19 protein-coding genes are annotated in these 24,125 nt (G+C 46.4%); 9 read left to right on the top strand and 10 right to left on the bottom strand.

Annotation, left to right across the window (positions count from 1 at the left end; genetic code table 11):
- Positions 1-34: 34 nt before the first annotated feature.
- From MHM87_RS17885 to MHM87_RS17875, 3 genes are all read left to right on the top strand, one after another.
- Positions 35-532 carry an alpha/beta hydrolase gene (locus tag MHM87_RS17885; protein ID WP_014947828.1) on the top strand — a complete coding sequence of 166 codons (498 nt, stop codon included), beginning with the start codon at positions 35-37 and terminating at the stop codon, positions 530-532.
- A gap of 113 nt (positions 533-645) precedes the next feature.
- Positions 646-2,487: a bifunctional acetyl-CoA hydrolase/transferase family protein/GNAT family N-acetyltransferase gene (locus MHM87_RS17880; protein WP_014947829.1), complete on the top strand. Its 1,842-nt coding sequence runs from the start codon at positions 646-648 to the stop codon at positions 2,485-2,487.
- Complete coding sequence (locus MHM87_RS17875; RefSeq protein WP_014947830.1) at positions 2,484-3,464, top strand: histone deacetylase family protein; 981 nt, start codon at positions 2,484-2,486, stop codon at positions 3,462-3,464. Before MHM87_RS17880 ends, MHM87_RS17875 begins: the two co-directional genes overlap by 4 nt.
- 95 nt (positions 3,465-3,559) lie before the next feature.
- On the opposite strand, the gene MHM87_RS17870 is transcribed toward MHM87_RS17875, so the two are convergent.
- The 3 genes from MHM87_RS17870 to MHM87_RS17860 form a co-directional block, all read right to left on the bottom strand.
- Positions 3,560-4,300, bottom strand: coding sequence for a glutaredoxin (locus tag MHM87_RS17870; protein ID WP_239260473.1), 741 nt, complete (start codon positions 4,298-4,300; stop codon positions 3,560-3,562).
- A gap of 122 nt (positions 4,301-4,422) precedes the next feature.
- Positions 4,423-4,941 carry a DUF6436 domain-containing protein gene (locus MHM87_RS17865; RefSeq protein WP_239260471.1) on the bottom strand — a complete coding sequence of 173 codons (519 nt, stop codon included), beginning with the start codon at positions 4,939-4,941 and terminating at the stop codon, positions 4,423-4,425.
- Between the two features lie 37 nt (positions 4,942-4,978).
- Positions 4,979-6,460 carry a methyl-accepting chemotaxis protein gene (locus MHM87_RS17860; protein ID WP_239260470.1) on the bottom strand — a complete coding sequence of 494 codons (1,482 nt, stop codon included), beginning with the start codon at positions 6,458-6,460 and terminating at the stop codon, positions 4,979-4,981.
- A gap of 173 nt (positions 6,461-6,633) precedes the next feature.
- On the opposite strand from MHM87_RS17860, the gene MHM87_RS17855 reads away from it, so the two are divergent.
- Positions 6,634-7,506 (top strand): hypothetical protein, encoded by an 873-nt coding sequence (locus MHM87_RS17855; RefSeq protein WP_239260468.1) that lies wholly within the window; start codon positions 6,634-6,636, stop codon positions 7,504-7,506.
- An 81-nt stretch (positions 7,507-7,587) separates the two neighbouring features.
- Here the strand turns inward: MHM87_RS17855 and MHM87_RS17850 are convergent, their stop codons facing one another.
- The 4 genes from MHM87_RS17850 to MHM87_RS17835 all read right to left on the bottom strand — a co-directional run bounded on the left by MHM87_RS17850 (position 7,588) and on the right by MHM87_RS17835 (position 13,165).
- Positions 7,588-9,030 carry a DUF3300 domain-containing protein gene (locus MHM87_RS17850; protein WP_239260466.1) on the bottom strand — a complete coding sequence of 481 codons (1,443 nt, stop codon included), beginning with the start codon at positions 9,028-9,030 and terminating at the stop codon, positions 7,588-7,590.
- Positions 9,031-9,165: 135 nt separating this feature from the next.
- A complete protein-coding gene (gene ribA / locus MHM87_RS17845; protein ID WP_014947836.1) occupies positions 9,166-9,780 on the bottom strand; it encodes a GTP cyclohydrolase II in 615 nt (204 codons plus the stop codon).
- Between the two features lie 132 nt (positions 9,781-9,912).
- The gene (locus tag MHM87_RS17840) at positions 9,913-12,759 is read right to left on the bottom strand and encodes an EAL domain-containing protein (RefSeq protein ID WP_239260464.1); all 2,847 of its coding nucleotides are present in this window, start codon (positions 12,757-12,759) and stop codon (positions 9,913-9,915) included.
- Positions 12,760-12,847: 88 nt separating this feature from the next.
- Entirely contained in the window at positions 12,848-13,165 is a 318-nt protein-coding gene (locus MHM87_RS17835; protein ID WP_239260462.1) for a hypothetical protein, read from the bottom strand.
- A gap of 105 nt (positions 13,166-13,270) precedes the next feature.
- Here MHM87_RS17835 and MHM87_RS17830 point away from each other — a divergent pair, with 105 nt between their 5' ends.
- Complete coding sequence (locus MHM87_RS17830; RefSeq protein ID WP_014975342.1) at positions 13,271-13,939, top strand: glutathione S-transferase; 669 nt, start codon at positions 13,271-13,273, stop codon at positions 13,937-13,939.
- Positions 13,940-14,022: 83 nt separating this feature from the next.
- On the opposite strand, the gene recQ is transcribed toward MHM87_RS17830, so the two are convergent.
- Positions 14,023-15,864 (bottom strand): DNA helicase RecQ, encoded by a 1,842-nt coding sequence (gene recQ / locus MHM87_RS17825; protein WP_239260460.1) that lies wholly within the window; start codon positions 15,862-15,864, stop codon positions 14,023-14,025.
- Between the two features lie 213 nt (positions 15,865-16,077).
- Here recQ and MHM87_RS17820 point away from each other — a divergent pair, with 213 nt between their 5' ends.
- The 3 genes from MHM87_RS17820 (at position 16,078) to rarD (ending at position 19,158) form a co-directional block, all read left to right on the top strand.
- Positions 16,078-16,590 (top strand): thioesterase family protein, encoded by a 513-nt coding sequence (locus MHM87_RS17820; protein ID WP_052247383.1) that lies wholly within the window; start codon positions 16,078-16,080, stop codon positions 16,588-16,590.
- An 86-nt stretch (positions 16,591-16,676) separates the two neighbouring features.
- On the top strand, positions 16,677-18,014 hold the full coding sequence (locus MHM87_RS17815) for a magnesium transporter (protein WP_014977961.1): 1,338 nt from the start codon (positions 16,677-16,679) through the stop codon (positions 18,012-18,014).
- 229 nt (positions 18,015-18,243) lie between these two features.
- Complete coding sequence (rarD, locus tag MHM87_RS17810; protein WP_014977962.1) at positions 18,244-19,158, top strand: EamA family transporter RarD; 915 nt, start codon at positions 18,244-18,246, stop codon at positions 19,156-19,158.
- Between the two features lie 65 nt (positions 19,159-19,223).
- On the opposite strand, the gene MHM87_RS17805 is transcribed toward rarD, so the two are convergent.
- Positions 19,224-20,501: a diguanylate cyclase gene (locus MHM87_RS17805; RefSeq protein WP_239260458.1), complete on the bottom strand. Its 1,278-nt coding sequence runs from the start codon at positions 20,499-20,501 to the stop codon at positions 19,224-19,226.
- A gap of 42 nt (positions 20,502-20,543) precedes the next feature.
- On the bottom strand, positions 20,544-22,715 hold the full coding sequence (gene uvrD, locus MHM87_RS17800) for a DNA helicase II (RefSeq protein WP_014977964.1): 2,172 nt from the start codon (positions 22,713-22,715) through the stop codon (positions 20,544-20,546).
- A 463-nt stretch (positions 22,716-23,178) separates the two neighbouring features.
- Here uvrD and cysE point away from each other — a divergent pair, with 463 nt between their 5' ends.
- Positions 23,179-23,985: a serine O-acetyltransferase gene (cysE, locus tag MHM87_RS17795; protein WP_014947845.1), complete on the top strand. Its 807-nt coding sequence runs from the start codon at positions 23,179-23,181 to the stop codon at positions 23,983-23,985.
- The last annotated feature ends 140 nt before the right edge of the window (positions 23,986-24,125 follow it).

Genomic DNA, 24,125 nt, shown 5'->3' with positions numbered 1-24,125 from the left:
AAAAACTTTTCATTTTTGAATAGGGATATCGGTAATGACCACCGTTGTTTTTTCTCACGGCAAAGAAAGCGGTCCATGGGGCAGTAAAATAACAACGCTTTCAAATGTAGCGAGCGATATGGGTTTTGGCGTAGAGAGTATTGATTATCAAGATCTCGACTGCCCGGAAGCTCGCCTAGCGCGACTTAAAGAGTTTATTGCTGAAAAGTGCAATGATGTTGTTCTGGTTGGCTCAAGCATGGGCGGCTATGTATCACTTGCCGCAGCAAGCCAAATCTCGGCACGAGGCGTATTCCTTATGGCTCCTGCACTGTATTTGCCAAACTACGAAATTCAACGGTTCCCCTACGACGGCTACGTGAGCCTAGTGCACGGCTGGAATGACGATATCGTGCCTATCGAAAATAGCTTAAAGTATGCGCGCCATCAAAAAGCTCAGCTCTTGTTACTTAATGACGGCCATCGCCTAGCGAATAGCAAATCTGTTATTTCTCCGTTTTTCAGAAATTGGTTGGAAAAATTTCGATACTAATGATGAATCGGTAAGCCTACGACCAATCGCTTATAGTTCACGCTTAAGCAAATGCGGGAAAGCGCCTGTTTTTATGGCATGATGAGTTATTGCTTAAAACAGGGCAGATGGAAATGACATTTAGTTTACCTCAAGCGCCACAATGGTCGTCGCTGATAAAGTCTGGTTGCCGTGTCTTTGTTGGCGGAAATGCCTCGGTGCCGCATGCACTAGTGCAGCATCTCATTGATAACAGCGAAGGGTTTAGCGACATCGAGCTGGTTCATATGCTGGCTTTAGGCGACACCCGATGGGTGAAAGAAGAGTATAAAAACCTCTTTAAAGCGAATACATTCTTCATTGGTGGCGAAGCCATGCGTAAGGCGGTCGATGAGGGCCGCGCTGACTATACCCCCGTTTTCCTGTCTGAAATATCAAGCTTATTTAGCGACGGTACGCTAGCACTGGATGCTGCGCTGGTTAACGTAAGCCCACCCGATGAATTCGGCTATTGCTCACTAGGTCCTGCTGTCGATATTGCTATGTCGGCAATCAGACAAAGCAAAAAGGTCATTGCTCAAATTAATCCTCAGGTGCCAAGAACCGCCGGGCACTCTTATATTCATATCAGCGAAATAACGGCCTGCATTGAAGCCGAAGAGCCGCTTGTGGAAGTAACGCCGCCGCCTATCGATTCGGTGGCAGAGCGAATTGGTCAGTATGTTTCAATGCTGGTGGATGATGGTGCAACGCTGCAATTTGGTATTGGGAAAATACCGAGTGCCACCCTTAAATATCTGTGTAACCATAAAGACCTAGGCATTCACAGCGAAATGCTCACCGACAGTATTATTGAACTGTTGGAGTCGGGCGCTATCACCAACAAGAAGAAGACTTTCCACCCCGGTAAAATTGTTACTAGCTTTGCTATTGGTACTCGCCAGCTTTACGATTTAATCGACAGCAACCCTCACATCGAGTTTTATCCAAGTAGCTACGTAAACAAACCCACCAATATTGCCAAGAACGATAATATGGTTGCCATTAATAGTGCGCTTGAAGTGGATTTAACCGGTCAGGTCGTCGCCGATTCATTGGGCTACGACTTTTACAGTGGCATAGGCGGGCAAGTTGATTTCGTAACGGGCGCGTCTATCAGTAAAGGTGGGAAAGCGATTATAGCGCTGCCTTCTACTGCCAAGAATGAAACCATTTCCCGTATCACACCCCGTATCAGTGAAGGGGCGGGTGTTGTTACTTCGCGGGGGAATGTTCAGTACGTGGTGACCGAATACGGCATAGCATCGCTTAAAGGCAAAAGCATTCGAGAGCGTGCATTGGAACTTATTCGTGTGGCACACCCCAAATTCCGTGCAGCGCTCTTAGAAGAAGTAAGACAGCATTATTGGGTGCCTCATTATCAGGAAAAGTACCCAACCGATATTCCTGAGCTGGGTGCTATTCAGCTTAAAAAACTGAATATTCAGGGGGAAACCTATTACATGCGCCCGCTGAACCCCGCCGATGAAAGGCGTTTGCAGGAATTCTTTTACTCCCATACGAAAGAAACACTAAGGCTGCGTTACAACTACGACCCGAAGCAAATGTCGCGCGAAAAGTCGTGTAATTTAGTGTCGGTGGATCAAAGCTCAGATGCTGCGTTATGTATTGTAAGGCAAGAAGGCTCCCGTATTACCATTCACGCAGTAGGGCGTTTTTACTTCAATCCAAATGACAATACCTGTGAAGCAGCGTTTGTTACCCGTGAAACCCAGCAAGGGAAGGGGATGGCAAGCAGGCTGCTAAACGAATTGATCAACGTTGCGAAAAAACGAGGCATTGCAAAGATGATGGCCTACGTGCGTGGCGACAACAGCCCGATGATTGCCATTTTCGAGCAAGCGCAATTTAAACGGAAGTTCACTGGCGACCCCAGTGACATAGAGTTAGTACTAGATGTGGCATCACTCGCATGACAATTAAAATTTTTCGCGGCAAACACGGCACTAAACACGACTTAGGGAAAGATCATCCCGAGTCACCGGATCGCCTGTTCGCCATAGACGACCAATTACTGTCTTCTGGACTCGATATGGTGTGTGAGCACGCTGATGCTACGCCTATTGCTGAAGCTTATCTTAAGCTAGCCCACGACCCTTACTATGTGAAAAGTGTGTTTGAGCATGCGGCTCAGTCCATATTTAGCGACCACGAAAAAACGCTCTATTCCGAACGCAAGGATAACGTGGCATGGTTAGACGAAGATACCGGCTTGATGCGACACAGCTTAAATGCAGCACTTGAGTCGGCTGGTGCGGGATGTAATGCGGTGGATTGGGTTATGGAAGGCAGTGACAGGCAGGCGTTCTGCGCGACAAGGCCGCCAGGTCATCACGCTACATACGACAGCGCCATGGGCTTCTGTATTTTTAATAACATTGTTATAGCTGCGCGCTATGCCCTTCAAAACTATGAACTAAAGCGCGTTGCCATAATCGATTTTGATGTTCACCACGGAAACGGTACCGAGCAAATTGTTGCTGGCGATCAACGCATCATGCTTTGCAGCAGTTTCCAGCATCCTTTTTATCCACACAGTGGTTCACCGGTGTCGGCAAGTAATATTCTTTCTGTGCCGCTAGAAGCAGGCTCTACAGGTGAAGTATTTAGAGAAAAAGTTCAACACTGGTTTAACGCATTGCGCAACTTTCAACCTGAGCTGATTTTTATCTCAGCGGGTTTTGATGCCCACGCAGAAGATCCTATGGCGCATTTGCGACTGGTGGAAGACGATTATTTCTGGATTAGCCAACAACTTCGCGCAGTGGCTGACGAGTGTTGTCATGGTCGCATAGTCAGCATGTTAGAAGGCGGCTACGATTTAAGTGCATTAGGCCGCAGTGTGGTGTCGCACCTTAAAGGTATGAGCCGCCCTATTGAAGAAACTCAATAGGGTCTCATAGCAAGTGAATTATCGTGTTGTTAATTCAACGGGTAAACACGGTAATAGATACCAGCTCAACACCGGTGCATCAGCCTCCATTTAACTTAGGCTATCCATCGTGTAAGCATGTAAAGGCCAGCACCTAACATGGCAAGGTTTTCGGTAAGCGAGATAAACCCAAGAGGAAGGTCTGAATTACCGCCCACACAGGCGCACTTAAGTTCACGTTTATCGATATATACCGCTTTAATAACTGAAACTGCACCTATTGCACCGATAAAAATAGAAACAGGTGAAACCAATAGTGCGGGAAGCCCCGCTAGCATACCAAGCCCAGCAAGCGCTTCTGCGAAAGGGTACACATACGCGTACCTTACGTGCTTCATTGCCAGTAAGTCATAAGTAATGAATTGATTTGAGAACGCTACAATGTCCTGTAGTTTTTGTAATGCGAGGATCACCATGGTGATGCCAATGAAATTCATTATGAAAGGTTCAATACCTGTCGGGAGTCCACCTTTTAGCATGAGCGCAAATACCACAAGGGCGGCTAAAGAAAAAATCACAATGATAGGTGTGTAGCGCGAACCGAACTCACTTTCTTGCTTCAAATTGAAATAATCTCGTAAGTCATCATAGCCACCAATTCGCTTATCATCGATAAACGTTTGCGGCGTGGTTTTCACATTATGCTTCTCTTTAAAAGCGTCGGTTTCACTTCGGTTGGACAAGTGATGGTCTTCAACATCGTAGCCCTTTCTTTCTAGCAAATCTTTCGACTTAAGTCCGAAGGGACAAATGTGTTCAGGGGTAACCATGCGATAAAGAACGGCGCGCTTTGACATTGTGGACTCCTTGTAAACCTTTCACGAAACGGCATCTAGTGCGCAAAATATGCGCGCCTTCTGCCATATTTATAGTGATATCACGATATACAAAGATAAGTTACATAATCCATGCCAAGGGTTTAACAGAAGCATCCAGTTGCATCAGTGTCAATTACCGCACCGTTGTAGGGGAGTTGTGTGGTATAGCTTACAACCTGTTCGACAAGGTTCTTTCCGGTAAAGCATCCGTAGCCCGTTGCGTATGGACCTAAATAGCGAAGCTGATTTTGCATGTCTAAAACTATAAGCGCGGGCACTGCATCAAGCATAGCGGCGAGTTCCGGTACGTCTTCTATATTCACTCTGACTTGATGAAAGTCATTTCCTAGCTTTGTTAATAGCTGAGTTTGGTGAGGTGTAGTTAACGTTTCACAGTAGCAACGAGACTGCGTTCCCACATGAATAACAGAACCAGGGGCAATGTTTTGTTCGTTTAGTAGTTCGACAAGTGAAGCGTCAAAATTAGGCGCTGTTGTGCGGTGAAGTAGATCACCATTTGGGTCGAAGGAAGAAAGCTGGCGCTGACCGTAAACCAATAAGGCGGTGAGTAAACTCACCGCCCATAACAACAAAAGTATCCAGCTTGTTTTTTTATGCATAACTCAAATGCCAACAGCGTGCTTTTAGCGCTTTTGGTTAAAGCTTAAATCGCTCGATAGCACTGCGCATGCGTTGAGAGATTTGTGACAACACCTCAACTTCGCCTGCCAGCGATTCAGCGGTAGCCAGTTCCTCAGAAGTGAATTCGCTTAATCGCGCCGTACTTTGCGCTATAGAAAACGATGCGGTTTCTTGCTCTACCGCTGATGTCGCTATTTCGGTCATGCTTTCGCTCGCTTCGCGAATTTTCTGCATGATCTGGGTCATGGCTGAAGTGGCGTTATCGCTCGATACAACGGCTTCATCAACCAGCTGAATGCAGGTTTGCATTTGTTCGACTGAACTGGCGGTTTGGGCAACTAGCTGCTCAGTAATACTTGTGATTTGGTCTGCACTTTCTTTTGAGCGAATAGCCAAAGTGCGTACTTCATCGGCAACAACGGCAAAACCTCTGCCGTGTTCCCCTGCGCGGGCTGACTCGATTGCTGCGTTCAACGCAAGTAAGTTGGTTTGCTCGGCAACGGCGGTGATGGAGCGCATTGCGTCAGAAATATGCGCGCACTGCTCGTTAAGCGCCGAGTTTGTCTGCGCTGCCGCATTTAATGTGTTGCGCAGCGAATCTATGGTGCGGCTTGTGTTGGAAATAGAGTCGCGCGTAGTCTGCGAAGAACTTTGTGCCGCAGAGGCTTTGTCGCTGGCAAGGGTTGTTTGTTCGGTAGACAGCTGCATCGTTTGTGCGATTTCTTCTGACGATGCCGATACCATGGCAATCTCTTGGTCAGTGTTTCTGCTGATTTCAAACATGTTGTTTGCCGCCAGCTCCATCTTGTCACAGCCTCTAACAACTTCGTCTGTTAAATTTGAAGCAAGCTCAATTAATGCTTTTACTTGGTCGATGAGCTCTGCGAAAGGTCTCACAATCTTGTGGCCTCGGTTAAGTTCAATAGATAAATCGAGTCTACCGTCACCCTTTTGCATGGTCTCAATAGCTAAGCGCAGTTCAGCCGCACCGGCACCTTCTTGGTGACTTTGTTTAGCCATGTACATCAAAACACCGCCCTCAGAAAGCGCGAATACGGCGTGCATCAGCAAGATAGGAAAGGTTACGTGACCTTCTTCAAAAATAAATAACGGCGCGCCGCCCGCTTGTAAAAAGAAGAACGAAATATGATGGACAGCAACAACTGCGGTGCCGGTTGCAACCACTTTCCAGTCTCTAAAGTAGGAAAGAAATGCCAGAAGAACAAAGATTTCAAAGTGGACTTCAATTAACCCGAATGACTGGTGGATGTGGAGGGCTGTTAGCAGTTGAACACCGATAGCCATCGCATGGCGACTTATCGCTGAATAGGGATTTTGCAAACTAAGTACAAGTGGTACGGCAGCAATTGGAATACCAAGAACAAATGCAGGAAGAATCTCGCCAGTATAAAAACCGATGCCAATCGCAATTAGCAGTTGGATAACAATTACAACGCGAAAAATCTTGTGACCTTCTAGGAGCCAAGGATACTGCATGCCAATCTCCGACAAGTATTTGGGATTAAGTGTAGGTTAAAAATAAGGGGTGTGCTAACTTCGCCACAGTTTACGTAAGTCACGGTTTTTACGCCATTTAACTTTTGTATAGAAGTTACTGTTATTAAAAAAGTTTAATCTTCGAATGCCTAAATAAGCTAAAGGACACAATCATGCCTGCCATCGCCTTTCTTTCTACTGACCACCTTGAAGACTTCTTTGTGTACGACGAGCTTTTGATCCCGTTTTTCAATGATAACGGTTGGTCTGTAGAAACCATATCTTGGCATAGTCAGTCAGAGAACTGGGATAGGTTTGACTACGTGATTGTGCGCAGTACGTGGGATTATCAGCAGCATCCAGAGGCCTTTCTGGCTTGTTTGACTCAAATTGATGCGTCGAGCGCAACCTTGCTCAATCCATTGCCTCTTATGCAGTGGAATATTGAAAAGCACTACTTAAAAGACCTACAGGACAAGGGCGTGCCTATTGTAAGGACACGGTGGAGTAATGCATTTAATAACAGTGTTATTGATGAGGCCTTTTCCCATTTCAATTGCGACACTGTGGTGGTTAAACCTACGCTTAGCGCTAATGCTGATGATACGTTTAAGCTCTCGGTCTCAAATTGGCATGAACAGCAACAGGCGCTTTCTGATACGTTTAATCAACGTGATTACATGATTCAACCTTTCTTAAATAGCGTGGTTGAAGAAGGGGAGTACTCGCTTTTCTATTTTGGCGGGAAGTACAGCCATGCCATTAAAAAGGTGCCGCAGAAAGGCGATTTTCGCGTACAAGAAGAACACGGGGGGAGCTTACATCCCGTTACCGTAGATGAAGAACAACTAGATATTGCCCAGAAGGCACTATCAGCAATGCCTTGCGAAGCACTTTATGCACGGGTTGATTTAGTCAGGCAGGACAGCGGCTGGGCGATAATGGAACTTGAACTTATTGAGCCCTCTCTCTACTTCAATTTAGATGAACAGTCTCCCCTGCGCTTTGTCGACGCATTGATAAGCTTTCATTTGAATAGAGCCTAAGCGTAAAATAAATGAAAAGTGAAGCCAGCAAATTATAGGTTTGCTGGCTTACTGATAGGAAACTAACGATCTAATTTAGTGCTAACGCAGCGTCTTCTCAGTTCGTCCCTGCTTTATCGTCCTGTTTCTGCTTGATTCAGAATTCTTAACTTGAGCACGGCTAACTGAAGAAGTCCTCGCCCGCTCAATTCGTCTTGGCTTACTGCTCTCTCGAGCCACCGGCTTGTTTTGCGGACTCGTTCTTTCAAATCGCTCTCGATTTATGTTTTGTTTAGCTGGGCGTTTTAGCGTGTTTTCTCTATTAGCATATCGCTTCGACTCTGACGGCGTTGATATCCGAGCGGGTTTGTCCTGCTTTAACTGGCTTAGCGTCCGGTCTCTAGTCGGCTTCTCGCTTCTGCTCGCCGCTTGATTGCGTTTTAGCGCGTGCTCAATGGATTGTTTGCGGCTTACCGAGTCTTGTTTGTTCTGAAAACGACTTTCTCTAAGTGGCGTTACCTGTTTTGGCTCAATAGTGCGTCTTACAGTCTTGGTATTTTCGGTACGCGCGATGGGTCTTACGGTATTTTTGTCATTGTGGCGTTTCGATGTGTTTACCGTGCTAACGTGTTTATTAGACAAGTGCTTTGCCCGCGACACACCCGCATGTTCATATCGCGAAGGCGCATTGTGAACTACTTGAGTAGAGTAACGCGCACGACGATGCACCGTGTTGTGTTCCCAGCGACGATAGTCTCGGCTTATTACGCGTTTTCTTGGGCTACCGTGATAATACCGGCGTACAGGCTCGCGGTGAATAACCACATGGCGGTTATGCCAGTGCACGCTGCCAAAGAAAAAGAACGTAGAAAGATGAATACTAGGAGACCAATAGACATTGCTGTGATGATGATAGCTTACGTGATGACGCCAGCGAACTGGTGAAGTTGTGTGCCACCAGTGACCGTACACAACATGAGGGTCGTAATAAGGCACATACACCACTTCCCGCTGACGGGGCTCAATGTAAATTATGTCGCGAGTAGGCTCACGTTCCCGTTCAACTTCAATGTAGTCATTGGTCACCAGATTACCGGTGTTGAGGGCGTGTTGTCGAAGCACCTGCACGCGGTCTAGCACACGGCTTTGATCAATTAATACGTTATCACCAAGTTGCTGTAACCACTGAAGATCATTCGCCATGGTGTTGAGTAAGTCGGTAAAAGGAGCGAGTGCTTTTACGCTGGGATCCCAGTTAACACTCGCCAGCACATTTTCCACCTGCTCCGGGGTTAAATGCTTGTTGCTATGGCGCCAGCGGTCGGCTGCAACTACATCAAGCGGGTAGGTAGCCGCAATCAGTATGTGAGTAAGCAGGGTATCAGGATAAAGCGCAATGGGCGCAAGTACACTGTCTAATTCAGCGTCGGAATATTGCTGCGTTGACGCAGAAACATGTGCAAGGTTGGCGTTCGACTGGGCGATGACAGGTAGCGCTGAAACACTAGACAGTGCGACAATCACAGATAAGGTTATGTTTTTCATACATTCTCCTTAGCGCATGAGCAACGGCTTTTCGCGCGCTAAATGGTAAGTCTGTATACGTTATAACCAGTCTATGATTAACCCAAGCTGAATAGAAAACGCCCACATTGGTGTGGGCGTTTTTAAGGAACTCGTCTATTTGAAAACGTGGGGGTCGAAAGCGTGCCCAAGCTTTTCTGTTTTCGTCTTTAAGTAATGCTTGTTGTCTTTGGTGATACCGTGGTCAATAGGCTTACGTGCAACCACGTCTATACCAAGCGCTTTTAGTGCTGCCAACTTTTTCGGGTTGTTTGTCATAAGCTCAACATGCTTCACATTCAGCGTATCTAGCATCAGCTTGCAGATATCGTAACTTCTTAAATCGGCGTCAAATCCAAGATGTTCGTTAGCTTCTACCGTGTCCATGCCGCTATCTTGAAGGTTGTAGGCGCGAATTTTATTTAAAAGACCAATACCGCGACCTTCTTGGCGAAGGTATAAAAGCACACCGTGACCATTATCGACGATATTTTGCATGGCTTTTTCTAATTGAAAGCCACAGTCACAGCGAGTGCTAAATAAAGAATCGCCTGTTAAGCATTCTGAATGGATACGAATTGGCACTACGTCGTCTTCTTTCCACTCTCCATAAGAAAGGGCAACGTGTTCTTGGCCGCTGGCTTCAACAAAGCCGTGTATTTTAAAATCACCCATGCGAGTGGGTAATTTTGCGGTACTGACATATTCGTATTTAGGCTGTTTGCTACTCATGTTACTTCTACACTTTGGACAGTAGGCAATAAGTGGGGATGACTTCTTTTTTTGCAAGTCTACCATTTTATTATACGCGAGTTGACGCTAGTGCTATCACTTTTTTCGTAAGACGTATATTAAGTGCAGTTATTAAAGTGGCGTAAACTCTCGCAGCGGGGCAGGCTTTGCAACGCTATAGCCTTGGGCAAAATCAACGCCCATTTTGCCAAGTTGTGCCATGGTGCCTTCATTTTCAACGAATTCCCCGACGGTTTGCATACCCATGGCTTTCGCTACATCATTGATTGACGCAACCATAGCCGTGTCTACACTGTCGTTCAGCATATCCTTGATAAACATACCGTCAATCTTTACCTGATTAACCGGCAAGCTTTTGAGATAACTGTACGAAGAGAAGCCGCTGCCGAAGTCGTCTAGGGCAAACGAACACCCAAGGCGATTAAAGGTACGCATAAAGGCAAGGGTGTCCTCCATTTTTATAATCGCTACCGACTCGATCACCTCGAAACAGATCTTGTTGTAAGGAATATTAAAGGTTTCGAAAGCGTTTAAAATGAATAACGTAAAATCTCTGTCTGCTAATGAATGGCAGTTGAGGTTTATACTGCATCGCCTTAACTCAGCGAGATGTTCAGGGTTTTCAGACAGCCATTTGAACGTATTTGTGACTACCCATTTGTCGACATTTACATTCATTTCAAAGCGCTCGGCCGTGGGTAAAAAATTAGCGGGCTCAACAATTTTTCCGTCTTTTTCCCTTAGGCGCAATAGCACTTCATAATAGTGACCATCGCTGGCTTTGCTCAAAGGTCGTAATGACTGGTAATAAAGTTCAAAGCGCCCTTCTTCCAAGGCGTTGTTTATAGAAGAGACCCAGTCCAGCTCACGCTGATAGCGCTGCATGCTCTCATCATCTTTATTATATCTATGCACCTGATTTCTGCCTTGCTCTTTGGCAAAATAACAGGCGGCGTCAGCCATGCTTAAATACTGCCCTGAGCTAACGTTACTATCATCGCATACGACCATGCCAATACTTACGCCTAAGTTGAATATTCGGTTATCCCACATGAACCGATAGGCCTGTACTGCATTGAGAATTTTCACTGCATTGAGATAAACCGCATCAGCATCTAAATCTGAATAGATAACGCCAAACTCATCACCCCCGAGTCTTGCTAGCTGCGCGTTGGGTAGCAGCGTATTTTCAATCAGGCGGGCGACGTCTTTTATGAGTACATCTCCCGCTTTGTGACCGCAGGTGTCGTTAACGACTTTAAATCGGTCTAAATCTAAAAAGAGTAGGCACACAGGTAACGCGCTGTGGTTATGTACTTTTTCCTTGAAGACAGATTCAAATTGCCGTCTGTTGTATACGCCGGTTAGTGAGTCGTGAGTGGCCAAATACTGAAGGCTTAAATCGGATTGCTTTTTTTCCGTGATATCAATAATTGAGCCGTACAGGTAAGTTCCTTCATCGTTCTCGCGGATCTGGCAAGACAATGAAAACCAGAACTCTGTGCCGTCCCGACGTTTTCCCCGTATCTCTTTTCTGGTGACGTGGCCTTGCTGTGATATCTCACCTAACAATACATGTCTATCTTCTGGTGATGCGTAAAAGGCTTTTGTGCTTGCCCCCTCGCTAAGCATTTCTTCCTCATTCTCATACCCAAACACCATGCACATCGCAGGGTTAACTGAAATTAGCTTACCGTCCCAGGTTGATGTGTAGTGTCCTTCAGCGGAGTTTCGGAACAAGTCATAAAAGTGATTTAAGCTAGAAATTGTTTCAGCTTGAGAGGAGAGCTTATGTTGATAGAGTACCTGCTCTTTTGTGATGACCGCAAATCCAAAACACAAGAAACCCAAGGTTAAGAAAAACAGCATTCCCATTGCGACATCGACAGTATAAATAAGGTCGCTGAAAAGGTTTTGGGTCACCAAAGCGTAAAACGCAAAGAAAGATAGCCAGGCCAGAATATAAGTGGTGCTGACAACACTACTGCCTTTGTCTTTAAAGATAAGAGCAAGGGTAACGTGATACAAACCCATCGCCGCTGTGAGTATAAGCAGCGTGATTGTGACCATATAAGCATTTACGGTAAAACAGTAAATGGTAGCAGCGATAGGTAGAGCATAATTTAGCAGTCTTAAAACAAAAGGCACACGAGAGAACAGGTGATGAGTCACTTTTCCAATACACAGTAGTAATACGCCGAAGCATACGACGTAAAAATGCTCGCTGGCGTTAGTCAGGCTAGGCCAAAACGCGAGGCCACCCTCTGTAATGAACAATAATGCAATAAGCACCAATGACGACATGGTGAGCCAGAAGCGGGTAGGGATACGCTGATATAAGTAGGAAAAAAGAAAATAGGAAGCAATGAGTGCCATCACACCCGACACAGCACCAAGCAAAGTCAGCATATTAGTGTCATGTTGAGTAAGCAGGTCTCGCTCCCATAGTGACATTGGAAAGTACTTTAGCCCCTCGTCTTTCACTGCGATTAGTAACCGAGCGTCTTGGTATGGTTGAAGGGTGAAAGCAAGCCTGATATTTGGAAGCGGTTGTCTTAACGAATAGTCACCTTTACCGGCTTGATAACGGTACGATTTTATAATTCGCTGGCTGCTGTCTAGAAGATAAATCTGCAAATCATCAACGTTTAGACGGTCGATATTAAGCACTAAGGGAATGGCACTATAGCCAGAGTGGACAAGCTCTGTTGAATACCACACACGTTCTGTTGAAGAAGCCGTTGCTGTTGGTGTTTTTGTGGAGCTTCCCGTCAATACATCAAAATAGGTTGCGCTATTAGGTGCAATTGATACCCGTGCATAATGGTTGATGATTTCCCTTTCGAAAGACTCATCGATAACAAGCCGCGGGCTGGCAAAGGCGTTTATGCTTAGAACCACCCAACTAATGAGCAAAGCTGCAACGTACTTTGTTAGCTGGGAGATTGGCACTAGCATGATCCTTGAAGCGCTAATTATGTGTTTTCTATAGAATAATACTAGTCTGTCCTAAAAGCCAAACAGAAAGAAAAAGGCACGGTAATACTTACGTGTTTTGAAGATACTGGTAGATCGCATTCGGTGATTGTTGAGTGCCTACCGGTTCTAGCCATATCGCCTCGCAAAGCCACTCAATGCATAGTATGCATTGAAAATTTGTATTGCTGGGTTGGGTGGTAACAAGCGCCTGAAAGCGATCGGCTCCCCAATCTGCGTCGGATAGTGAAAAGTGAAAAATTTCACAAAACTGCTCTGCCCACTGCTGAGTTTTAAGAGGCGTTAAAGGTAATGCAACGCGGATTTCTACGCTTTGTTCGTTAACCACGGCGTGCTGTTGAATGTCTTCTTTGGTGAGATTTTGCATAGAACTTATCAATTCGCTGGTTATTGTAAACCTGCTTGCTTTATAAAGTGTATATAGTACAACACAAAAACAATAGCGTTAATCTAAGCGTATTAAGGACGGGGTATGCTAACACTTCACCATTTAAATAACTCTCGCTCGCAGCGAATTTTGTGGCTTCTTGAAGAGCTAGGCGTAGAGTACAAAATAGAATTCTATCAACGAGACAGTAAAACAAACCTTGCGCCAGATTCATTGCGCGCTGTTCATCCGCTGGGACGCTCTCCGGTGCTTACTACGCCGCACGGTGCTATTGCCGAGTCTGGTGCTATTGTGGAATACCTTGTTCGCCACCACGCTACAGACGCATTTTCTGTACCTCAAGACCCAGAGGCACTTCAACAGTATTGGTTTTGGCTGCATTTCGCTGAAGGTTCGCTAATGCCGCCACTAGTGGCAAACTTAGTGCTGGAGAAAGCGCGTCAAAAAGGTTCGAAGCCTTTCTTTATTAAGCCAATTACTAACAAGCTGATAGACGGTATTTTAAATGCCTATTATGGCCCTAATTTAGCGCAGAGCTTACGCTATGTGGAATCTTACTTATCGAAAAATACTTGGTTTGCGGGTGACGCACCCAGTGGCGCTGATGTTCAAATGATATTTCCGTTAGAGTCGTTGGTAGCCAGCGGGCGTGCGAAGGACTTTACTGCCATTCAAGGTTACGTAAAACGGGTTCATGCCAGAGAAGCCTACAAAGCTGCGCTTGAGAAAGGGGGAGAATACGCTTACGCCTAGTGTGTTTATCTCTACTGCGTGCACTTTTACTTTGTGCAAACTGCGGCCAGCTGGAAAACAGAATCTAGTTGGCCTGCAAGCCCTCAGTGCTCTCGATTTATGTAATCATCAATAAGCTGGATAAAAGCCTCACCATAGCGTTCGAGTTTGGTTTGGCCTACGCCGCTTACATCAAGCAAGGTGTTGCGCGTAGTGGGGAGTTTACACGCCATATCCACTAAGGTGGCGTCACTAAATACCACATACGGCGGCACTTCATTTTCTTCGGCCAACACTTTGCGTAAGTGCTTAAGACGGGTGAACAACGTTCGGTCGTAGTTAGCAGGCGCTTGTTTTGCTTTTTTCTTGTCGGGCTTAAATTCAAGTCGCGGAACGGCAAGCTGAACCGCTACTTCACCTTTCAGCACAGGCCGAGCGGCCTCGGTTAAGCGCAATGCGGCATGGGCGGTAATATCAACGCGTATAAGGCCTTTATGAACAAGCTGGTTGATAATGTTGTGCCAGTAGCTATCCGATTTATCTTTACCTATGCCGTACGTGGAAAGCTGGTGGTGACCTGCTTCCTGAAGGCGCCTAAGCTGCTTGCCTCGCAAGACATCAATGACATACTGGCTAGAGGCTTGCTGTGAGAGCCGAAGTACACACGACAGTACTTTTTGTGCAATCACCAAACCGTCGATCATCTTAGGTGGGTCTAAGCAGATATCACAGTTGCCGCAGGCGCTGTCGCTAAACTGAGAGAAGTAGTTTAACAATACTTGTCTACGGCAGGTTTGCGCTTCTGAAAAGGCTTCCATAGCCGCAAATTTTTGTAACTCTATTTGGTTTCGCTCGGCTATTTCACCTTGCTCTATCCATTGTTTTACGCGGGCTGCGTCTTTTTCGTCGAACAATAGTAAAGCTTCAGACTCCAAGCCGTCTCGCCCCGCTCGGCCGGTCTCCTGATAATAGCTTTCAACACTGCGCGGAACATCGTGGTGAACCACATAACGCACGTTCGATTTGTTGATACCCATGCCAAAGGCAACGGTGGCCACCACAATATCAATTTTATCGTTAAGGAACTGGCGTTGTACCAGCTCTCGCTCGTCGTTGTCCATACCCGCGTGATAGGCCGCGCAGCGAAAACCTTGTCTGAATAATTTAGCGTGCAGGTCGTCGACTTTAGCGCGACTGTTACAGTAAATAATGCCGCTACCTTCTTGCTGTTTTACGTAAGCAACAACTTGATCAAAGGCTTTGTACTTGCTCATTACGCGGTAGCGGATATTAGGTCTGTCGAAGCTGCCTTTATAAACCAGCGGGTTGTTAAGGTTTAGCTGCGTCAGTATGTCTGCTTGGGTCGCTGAATCTGCAGTCGCTGTGAGTCCAATAACAGGAATAGAGGGGAAGCGAGATTTTATTTGCCCCAGAGCGCGATAATCCTGCCTGAAATCGTGCCCCCAATGGGAAACGCAGTGCGCTTCATCAATGGCAAATAAGGCAATGTCGGCGTGCGCAAGCGACTGCTGAAAATAGTACTGCATTAAACGCTCAGGCGACACGTAGAGCAAGTCGAGCTTTCCTGCTTGAAGTGCGTCATTTATGCGTGCTTGTTCGTCTGCTTCTAGCGTTGAATTGAGATAGGCAGCTTTTACGCCCAGCGCTTTAAGCTGTTCTACTTGGTCCTGCATAAGCGATATAAGCGGTGACACAACAATAGCGGTGCCTTGGCGCACTAACGCAGGAATTTGATAGCACAGCGACTTGCCACCACCTGTTGGAAGCAAAACAAGTGCGTCTTTACCTTCACATACTTGGTGAATGACTTCGCCTTGACCGTCGCGAAAAGCATCGTAACCAAATACATCTTTTAAGATGGTTTCTGGTGTTTTTACACGTTGCGTTTCTGGCGCTAATTCTGATGGAGCTATTGCAGTTGTCATGGCGCTGGATTTTACGCGTTTTTGGCGACGTCTTCACGGGGCAATTTAAAAAACTAGACTAAAATTCAGCGATAGTCCTGATCAGACGGGCAGCAGCTCTTATAATTTATTTTGATTCAACATCATTGGTTGGATGAATTTCCGTCAAACTTACGTTCGGTAGTAATGTTGCTTATAAGCACATTACAAATATCAATTCATCAAGGAAAGCGAGTGGATAACAAAACGACTAATAAAGACGAAGCTAAGGGCAGCGAAACACTAAACCATGAACTAATGATTAAACATGTAATTGCGCTTTTTCGTGATACTATGCCGTTTAACCAGTTGCTGGGCTTGGAATTTGTTACTGAAGGAGAGGGGCTGGATACACAGATCTCCCTGCACCTTGATTGGCAACCAGCGCTGACCGGCAATCCAATGCAAAAAATCCTACACGGCGGTGTAACAGCGACTATGCTAGACACCATCGGTGGTTTAGTTTCAATTGTAGAAACCATCAAACAAACCGCACGTGAACACCTTGCGGACCTTCAAGTTAGATTGCCCACCATGGGCACAGTCGATATGCGCGTTGACTACTTAAGGCCGGGAAGAGGCGAGCGCTTTGTTGCGACAGCCACGATTATACGCAAGGGCAGTAAATTAGTGGTTTGCAGAATGGAATTGCACAACGAAAAAGGCGATCATATAGCCTTTGGCACGGGTACATATATGCTGGGATAGCAGTGTCTTAATAGGTTTGCATCATCCCACAATGCCTGTTGTTACGTTGTGCAAAGGAAGTGAGCGGTATTAACGGGAGGTGTAGCATGGCAGAGCCATTACCAGATTTAATTGAAGAGATTGTTACCGAAAGTATGGGTGACGATCCGGCGACCTTGTTAGCGACCCTTGCGGGACAAGACGAGGTATACATCGCATCACTGTTAGAATCGTTGCCCGTAGAAAAACGTTTGGCGGTATGGGAAGGCATTCCTCGCGACCGTAAGCTCGACGTATTGGTTGAGATGCGTAGCGACCCCCGTGAAATTCTTATCGACAATACGCCGCACGACGAATGGGCGTCTATTTTTGCTGATATTGACGCAGAAGATTTACTGGAACTACTCGATTCATTGCCAAAACGCCTTGTCGATATGGCCTATGAATCACTTGATTCTAAAGAGCGTAAGTACTTCAGAGAAGCGACACAATTCCCCGATAACCAAATAGGGCACTGGGTTAACCACGAGCAGTTAGTGTTACCTTCGAACGCGAAAGTGCGCGAAGGGCTACGCTTATTAAGACGTGACATACCTCAGCATTGTGACAGCATTTTTTTGGTGAACCGCTCAGGTCAATTTTCCGCGCTGGTTAAAATTAGCCACCTCTTCAATGCGCAAGATCACGTGTCGCTATTCGACTTGTCAGAAGAAAGTGTGACGACCATTCAAGGGGCTGACGACACTATGAATGCGTCGCTACTTGTTCAACGTTCTGGGCTTGCGTCGCTGCCGGTAGTTGACGAAAACAACAAGCTTCTCGGCCGATTAGATGTGACCTCTGCAAGTGAGTTGGTTAACGAGTTTTACGAACGCCAAGTGATGGCTTCGGCCGGTATGGATGAGGACGAAGATTTATTCTCGCCTGTGGCCAAAAGTGCGAAAAATCGTGCCCTTTGGCTTGGCATTAACTTGCTTACCGCATTTTTAGCTTCGTGGTTTATTGGATTGTTCGAAGGCACCCTTCAACAAGTGGTTGCCCTTGCGGTACTGATGCCGGTAGTGGCAAGTATGGGAGGCATTGCAGGTAGTCAAACGCTAACCCTGATTGTACGCGGCTTGGCGTTGGGGCAGGTCACGCCTGCCAACTTACGAGCGCTGATGGTGAAAGAGCTTAAAGTAGGCGGCGTTAATGGCGTGATTTGGGCCTTAGTCATTGGCGTTGTTGCTTATTTCTGGTTTACCGATGCCATGTTAGGGTTGGTTATCTGTTTGGCCATATTGTTCAACATTGTAGCCGCCGCACTTGCAGGCGTGTTTGTACCTGTAATATTGGACAAGCTGAAAATAGACCCAGCACTGTCGGGGTCGGTCATTTTGACTACCGTAACCGACATTGTAGGCTTTGTAGCATTCTTAGGTTTGGGCACACTGTTTCTGCTGTAGCACCATTCCCGCGATAAACCTTGTCCTGTTTTTTCATGACGAACGCATCTTAGGCCCCATTGAATGAGCACATTTAGTGGGGCTTTTTCATTTTTTGTTAATTGCGTTTCATTAATTATGCCGCTTGTTACACGTCCTTTGCCGCATTGGAAACCGTTAAGGGTTGTGTATTCACCTAACCTGATAAACAATACGCGCCTTCTTCCCCCGAATATCGTTGGAGTCAGTCTTGTCTAAGCAAGCCAGTGCTGCTCAAGTCGGCGTTATTTGTGCAATTGCCGCATATAGCATGTGGGGTGTTGCACCTGTTTATTTCAAACAGTTGATGGTATTGCCGGCTGCTGAAATCCTGATGCACAGGGTAATTTGGTCTGTGGTGCTTTTGGTTGGGCTTATAGCCGCGCTAAAGCAGTGGCCCAAAGTGGGCGCCGCCCTTCGCAATAAGCGCGTTATGCAGATTTTATTCGTTGCTGGCTTGTTACTCGGGGCGAATTGGCTCTTGTTTATTTGGGCAATTAATAACGACCATATTCTTGATGCAAGCCTTGGCTATTACATCAACCCTCTTATCAACGTATTTTTAGGGCGACTTTTCTTAGGTGAAAGGTTGCGTAACTTACAGCGTGTAGCCGTTGGGCTTGCCGTTATTGGCGTGGCTATTCTTATTTTCTCTTACGGCCACGTGCCGTGGATTGCTCTGGTGCTTGCGGGAAGTTTTAGCGTGTATGGCTTATTGCGCAAGCAAGTGGCTGTAGACTCGCTACCCGGCCTGTTCATTGAAACTTTAATGCTCTCGCCATTCGCTATTATTTACTGGGTCTTCTTTGGCTCTGAGTACAGTAACTTATTTAATAACGACGCCACACTAAATACCCTTATTTTAGCGGCTGGCATTGTAACTACCGCGCCACTACTTTGTTTTACCGCTGCAGCAAGGCGCATTATGTATTCAACGCTGGGCTTTTTTCAGTACATTGGCCCAACGCTTATGTTCATACTGGCGGTTTACCTGTACGGCGAACCACTTGAAGAGTCGCGCTTGGTAACCTTCGGCTTTGTGTGGTTTGCGCTTATCTTGTTTAGTGCCGACTCGCTAGTTAATTACCGCAGTCAGCGTAAAGCGCGAAAGCTAGCGGTGGAGTAGGGGCTTTTGCGCACAAGTCATTTTTAAGCGTCGGACAGCTAAGCGGCAATGGATTGAGTGACAAGCTAAAGCAGTGAAGCTTGCTCTTGCTGAGGAACATCTGGTGGTTCGCACTTCACTTGGTTGCGCCCACTATTTTTGGCGGCATAAAGCTGCTTGTCGGCAAGGCTTAGTAGCTTATCTACGCGCTGAGTGTGGGCGCCACTTACCCCAATACTGCAGGTCACTTTAATGTCGCTTTTAGGCAACTGAATAATTTCCGCTTCCACCACTTTTCTGAAGTCGTCTAAACGCTCACAGGCTTCTTTTAGTGGTGTTGATGGCATGTATATACAAAACTCTTCACCACCAAAGCGGGAGATAATTTCGTCTGGAAAATAAAACTCAATAAGGGCCGCCATGGCTTTTAGCACAATGTCACCTGCGTCATGGCCATGGGTATCGTTTATCGATTTGAAAAAGTCTAGGTCAATAAGGGCGAGAGCGTGATCCTCAGACAGGTTTTGGTGTTGCACAGTAACCATGTAGAAGAAGTGGCGCCTGTTAGGCAAACCTGTTAAATAGTCGGTGTTGGCCACACGGCGAATTTCTTCAACGCTCTCTATATATTCTACGTTCTGCATCACGCGACACAAGAACTCTTCATGACAGTAGGGAACTCGCAAGAAGTCATTTGCACCACTCTTAATAAAGTGCGCAGACATTAACATGCCTTTGCCTCCAGCAACGCCCATAATTGCCAGCTGCTCTTTCGAAAAGGCTTTTCTTAAACTGGCGACAAAGTGCGTGCCTGTCATATCAGGTAACGTGTTGTCAGTGATAACAAGACGTACGTTTTTGTGTTCAGACAAGCATTGCATAGCGTCTGTAGCCGTTAGGCATTCAAACGCAATAAAATTGTGGCGCTGAAGTAATGAAACGGTTTTTGAGCGCAACACCCGATTAGTGCTTACCACGACGACGCCGGTAGACTTGTTTTTTTCTAATCGGCTATTAAGACGATTGAGGTAGTCGTAGTTCTGCGAATTTTCTTTGGGAATGTAATCAACAACGTCACGCTCTAGGACTTTATCGCGAATAGCGCTATCTAAACTTTCTGTTGTAGCAATGGTGGGAATGAAAGACTCAACCGTAAAGTCGATGGCTTCGCCCTTTGGTGCATCGGGAAGCGAGTATGCAACAATAGCAGACAGAAAGGTTTCCGGCATATTTTGCGAAAACCGTGCTTTGCCTTCAGTCAGCGACGTTGCGCCAACGGGGGTAAGACCTGCCCGGCGTACTAATTTCGCTATAAGTTCAAGGTTGCCTTCACCATTTTCGATGATCAGCACGTATTGCTGCATACATTTCAACTTAGGTTTAGGCTACCTTGCCTATTAATAATGTTACGCTTTCTCCAGCTTTGCGTAAGCAAGTACCAGCCATTTGCTGCCAAATTCGTCGAAGTTTACTTGAACTCGACCGTGCTCACCACTCCCTTCGTAGTTAAGTACGATCCCTTCGCCAAATTTACGGTGTACAACTCGCTCACCTAAACTAAAGCCTGTTTCTTCAAAACTGGCGTGCGACGTTGCTTGGCTAAAGCGGTTGTGCACGGGCCGCGAAATAGTCGATTTTAGCCTTACTTCTTCAACGCAGTCTGCTGGCATTTCGCGAATAAATCGAGAAGCAGTATGATACTTATCTTGGCCATAGAGTCGACGACTTTCTGCATAAGTGATATACAACTTTTGCATTGCCCTGGTCATACCAACATAGCAAAGTCTGCGTTCCTCTTCCATTCGACCTGGCTCGTCGTTGGTCATTTGGCTAGGGAACATGCCTTCTTCTACACCTGCTAAGAATACCAGTGGAAATTCAAGGCCTTTAGCAGTGTGAATGGTCATCATCTGCACGGCATCCTGGTCTTTATCCGCCTGGGTTTCACCTGCTTCCAGCGACGCATGAGCTAGAAAGGCTGCCAGAGGCGACATTTCTTCGGCTTCTTCAGGCACGATAAATGTTTTACATGCAGTAACCAATTCTTCTAAGTTTTCTAGACGTGCTTGGGCCTTTTCTCCGCGCTCTGCTTGGTACATGGCGTACAAACCAGACTGGCGAATGGCTTTATCGGCTTGTTGGTCAAGGGGCTCATCTAACGTTGATTGCTCTAGCTCAGTAATGAGCAACACAAAGCTTTGCATAGCGTTTAGCGCGCGGCCTTTAAAGCCACCTTCATTAATGAGCAACTGACACGCCTGCCACATTGAACAGTTGTGCATTCGCGCGGTGTCGCGCACTTGCGATAAGGTTTTCTCACCAATACCGCGACTTGGGGTGTTTACTACACGCTCGAAAGCTGCATCGTCGTGCGGGTGGCTTACCATGCGCATATAGCCAAGGGCGTCTTTAATTTCTTGGCGTTCGAAGAAGCGCAGACCGCCGTATATGCGATACGCCAGCCCTTCGTGTAGCAAGGCTTCTTCCAGTACTCGAGACTGGGCGTTGTTTCGATAAAGAATGGCGGTATCAGTAAGGGCGTTGCCTTGATTAAGCCAATCTTTGATTTTCGAAACAATAAAGCGCGCTTCATCTAGCTCGTTGAAACCCGCATATACAGAAATCAGCTCGCCTTGCGCGTCTTCCGTCCAAAGCTCTTTCCCTAAACGGCCCGTATTGTTGTCGATAACCGTGTTCGCCGCTTTAAGAATGTTTCCTGTAGAGCGGTAATTCTGCTCAAGGCGAATAGTAGTAGGCTCGTTGAAGTCTTTCAGGAAGTGCTGAATATTATCTACGTTTGCGCCGCGCCAGCCGTAAATAGACTGATCGTCGTCGCCAACAATCATAATGTTATTATTACCACCACTACACAGCATACGAAGCCATGCATATTGGATATTGTTGGTATCTTGGAATTCGTCTACCAACACTGCACGGAAACGACGTTGATAGTGGGCTAATACTTCTGGGTTTTTAGCCCATAATTCATGTGCGCGTAGCAACAGTTCAGCAAAATCTACCAAGCCTGAACGGTCACAAGCGTCTTGATATGCCGCATAGACTTCGCGCATGGTCTTTTGAATATGATCGCCGTGGGTTTCAATGTGCTGAGGGCGCAAGCCTTCGTCTTTGTTGCCATTTATGTACCACTGAATTTGACGAGGCGCCCAATGCTTTTCGTCCAGGTTCATGGCCTTCAGAATGCGGCGAATAAGTCGATATTGATCGTCCGAATCAATTATCTGAAAATTCTCAGGCAAGTTGGCTTCTGCATGGTGCGCTCGTAGTAAGCGATGCGCAAGCCCGTGGAAGGTACCAATCCACATATTGTGCAGGCTGCGACCCATCAACGACTCTATTCGGCCGCGCATTTCTTTGGCTGCTTTATTGGTAAAGGTTACTGCCAAAATAGAAAAAGGGGCGATGTTTTCGACTTCCATTAACCACGCAATGCGATGCACTAATACGCGGGTTTTACCACTGCCCGCGCCAGCCAAAACTAGGGCGTTAGATAGTGGGGCTGCTACTGCTTCACGCTGTTTGTCGTTTAGCTCGTCTAGCAGTCGAGATACATCCATAGTGTGGTACCTGTTAGTTAATAGTGTTATACATTCAGCAGCGCGCTATTATGCCACCTGCCTGTTGATTTATACAGTCCAGTTTTTCCCAATGAAGATAAACTTCAACGGCATTATACGTTCGTGTGCAATCATGATTTTAAGTATTATTTAATGAAAGATACGAGCGCTCTGAACGTTCTATTAAGTTAATGGAAGCACTCGGTTAGACGCAGCGAGAGAGCAGAGTGCTTTAACGATGTATACATGTACGATACGGTTATTAGCTATAACGAATTAATTCGATAAATTGATCGAATTATGCGCTTGGTCGGTATCACATCGGTATTGCATCACATCAAACTCAGGTAAACTTTTACGCGTTCCCTTTTGTCAGCATAGATATGCCCAGCAAGGAACAAGTTTAGATTGCTTACCCAATTTTCTGATAGAACACAGCATTTTTATATAACGGGACATGCTCATGACCGCACTTACAACGCCCATCGATTTTTGGTCTACGCTGAAACAAGAAGCGCAAGTTGTTGCTGAAAAAGAGCCTTTGCTGTCTAGCTATGTGCATGCCAGTGTTCTTGCACATCACAACTTTGAATCGTCGCTAAGCTTTATTCTGTCGAACAAAATGGCAGACGACGTCATGCCTGCGCTCGCCATTCGTGAAGTTTTCGATGAAGCTTACTTACTTGAGCCTGGCATCAGCGAAGCGGCAATTGCTGACATTCTAGCGATTAAGGCGCGGGATGCGGCGGTCAACGATTACCTCACCCCCTTACTTCACTTCAAAGGTTTCCATGCTGTGCAAGTACACCGCATGGCGCATTACCTTTGGGTTCATGGGCGTCATCAGCTTGCTTTATTCTTACAAAGCCGCAACTCTGCAAGCTTTGGTGTAGATATCCACCCTGCTGCGCGTATTGGTAAAGGCGTCATGTTTGACCACGCAACTGGCATTGTAGTGGGCGAAACTGCAGTGGTTGAAGACAACGTATCTATTTTGCAGAGCGTTACATTAGGTGGTACCGGTAATGAGTCGGGCGACCGTCACCCTAAAATTCGCCAAGGCGTGTTAATTGGCGCTGGCGCCAAGATCCTTGGAAATATTGAGATAGGTGAAGGCTCAAAAGTAGGCGCAGGTAGCGTTGTACTTAATAGTGTTCCCGCTCACGTTACTGTAGTGGGTGTTCCAGCTAAAGTGGTTGGGAGACCGGTTTGTCAAAGCCCATGTGAATCCATGCGCCAAAACGTACTAGAAGATAACTCCCACGTATAAAATTGGGGTCAGTGTCTGAGGGATCCCCACGAATTTAATTTCATATGCCTCCGGCCCAGGCTGCGTCAACTATGGAGCTGTACCATTTGAGTGCAGCTTTCCACTGTCGCATAGTAAATCGTATTCGACAAGCGACAGCC

Source organism: Alteromonas sp. Cnat3-28, assembly GCF_022348265.1.
GTDB classification, from domain to species: domain Bacteria; phylum Pseudomonadota; class Gammaproteobacteria; order Enterobacterales; family Alteromonadaceae; genus Alteromonas; species Alteromonas macleodii.
The sequence above is the reverse complement of the archived record's forward strand: the minus strand, read 5'-3'. Positions and strand labels throughout refer to the sequence as shown.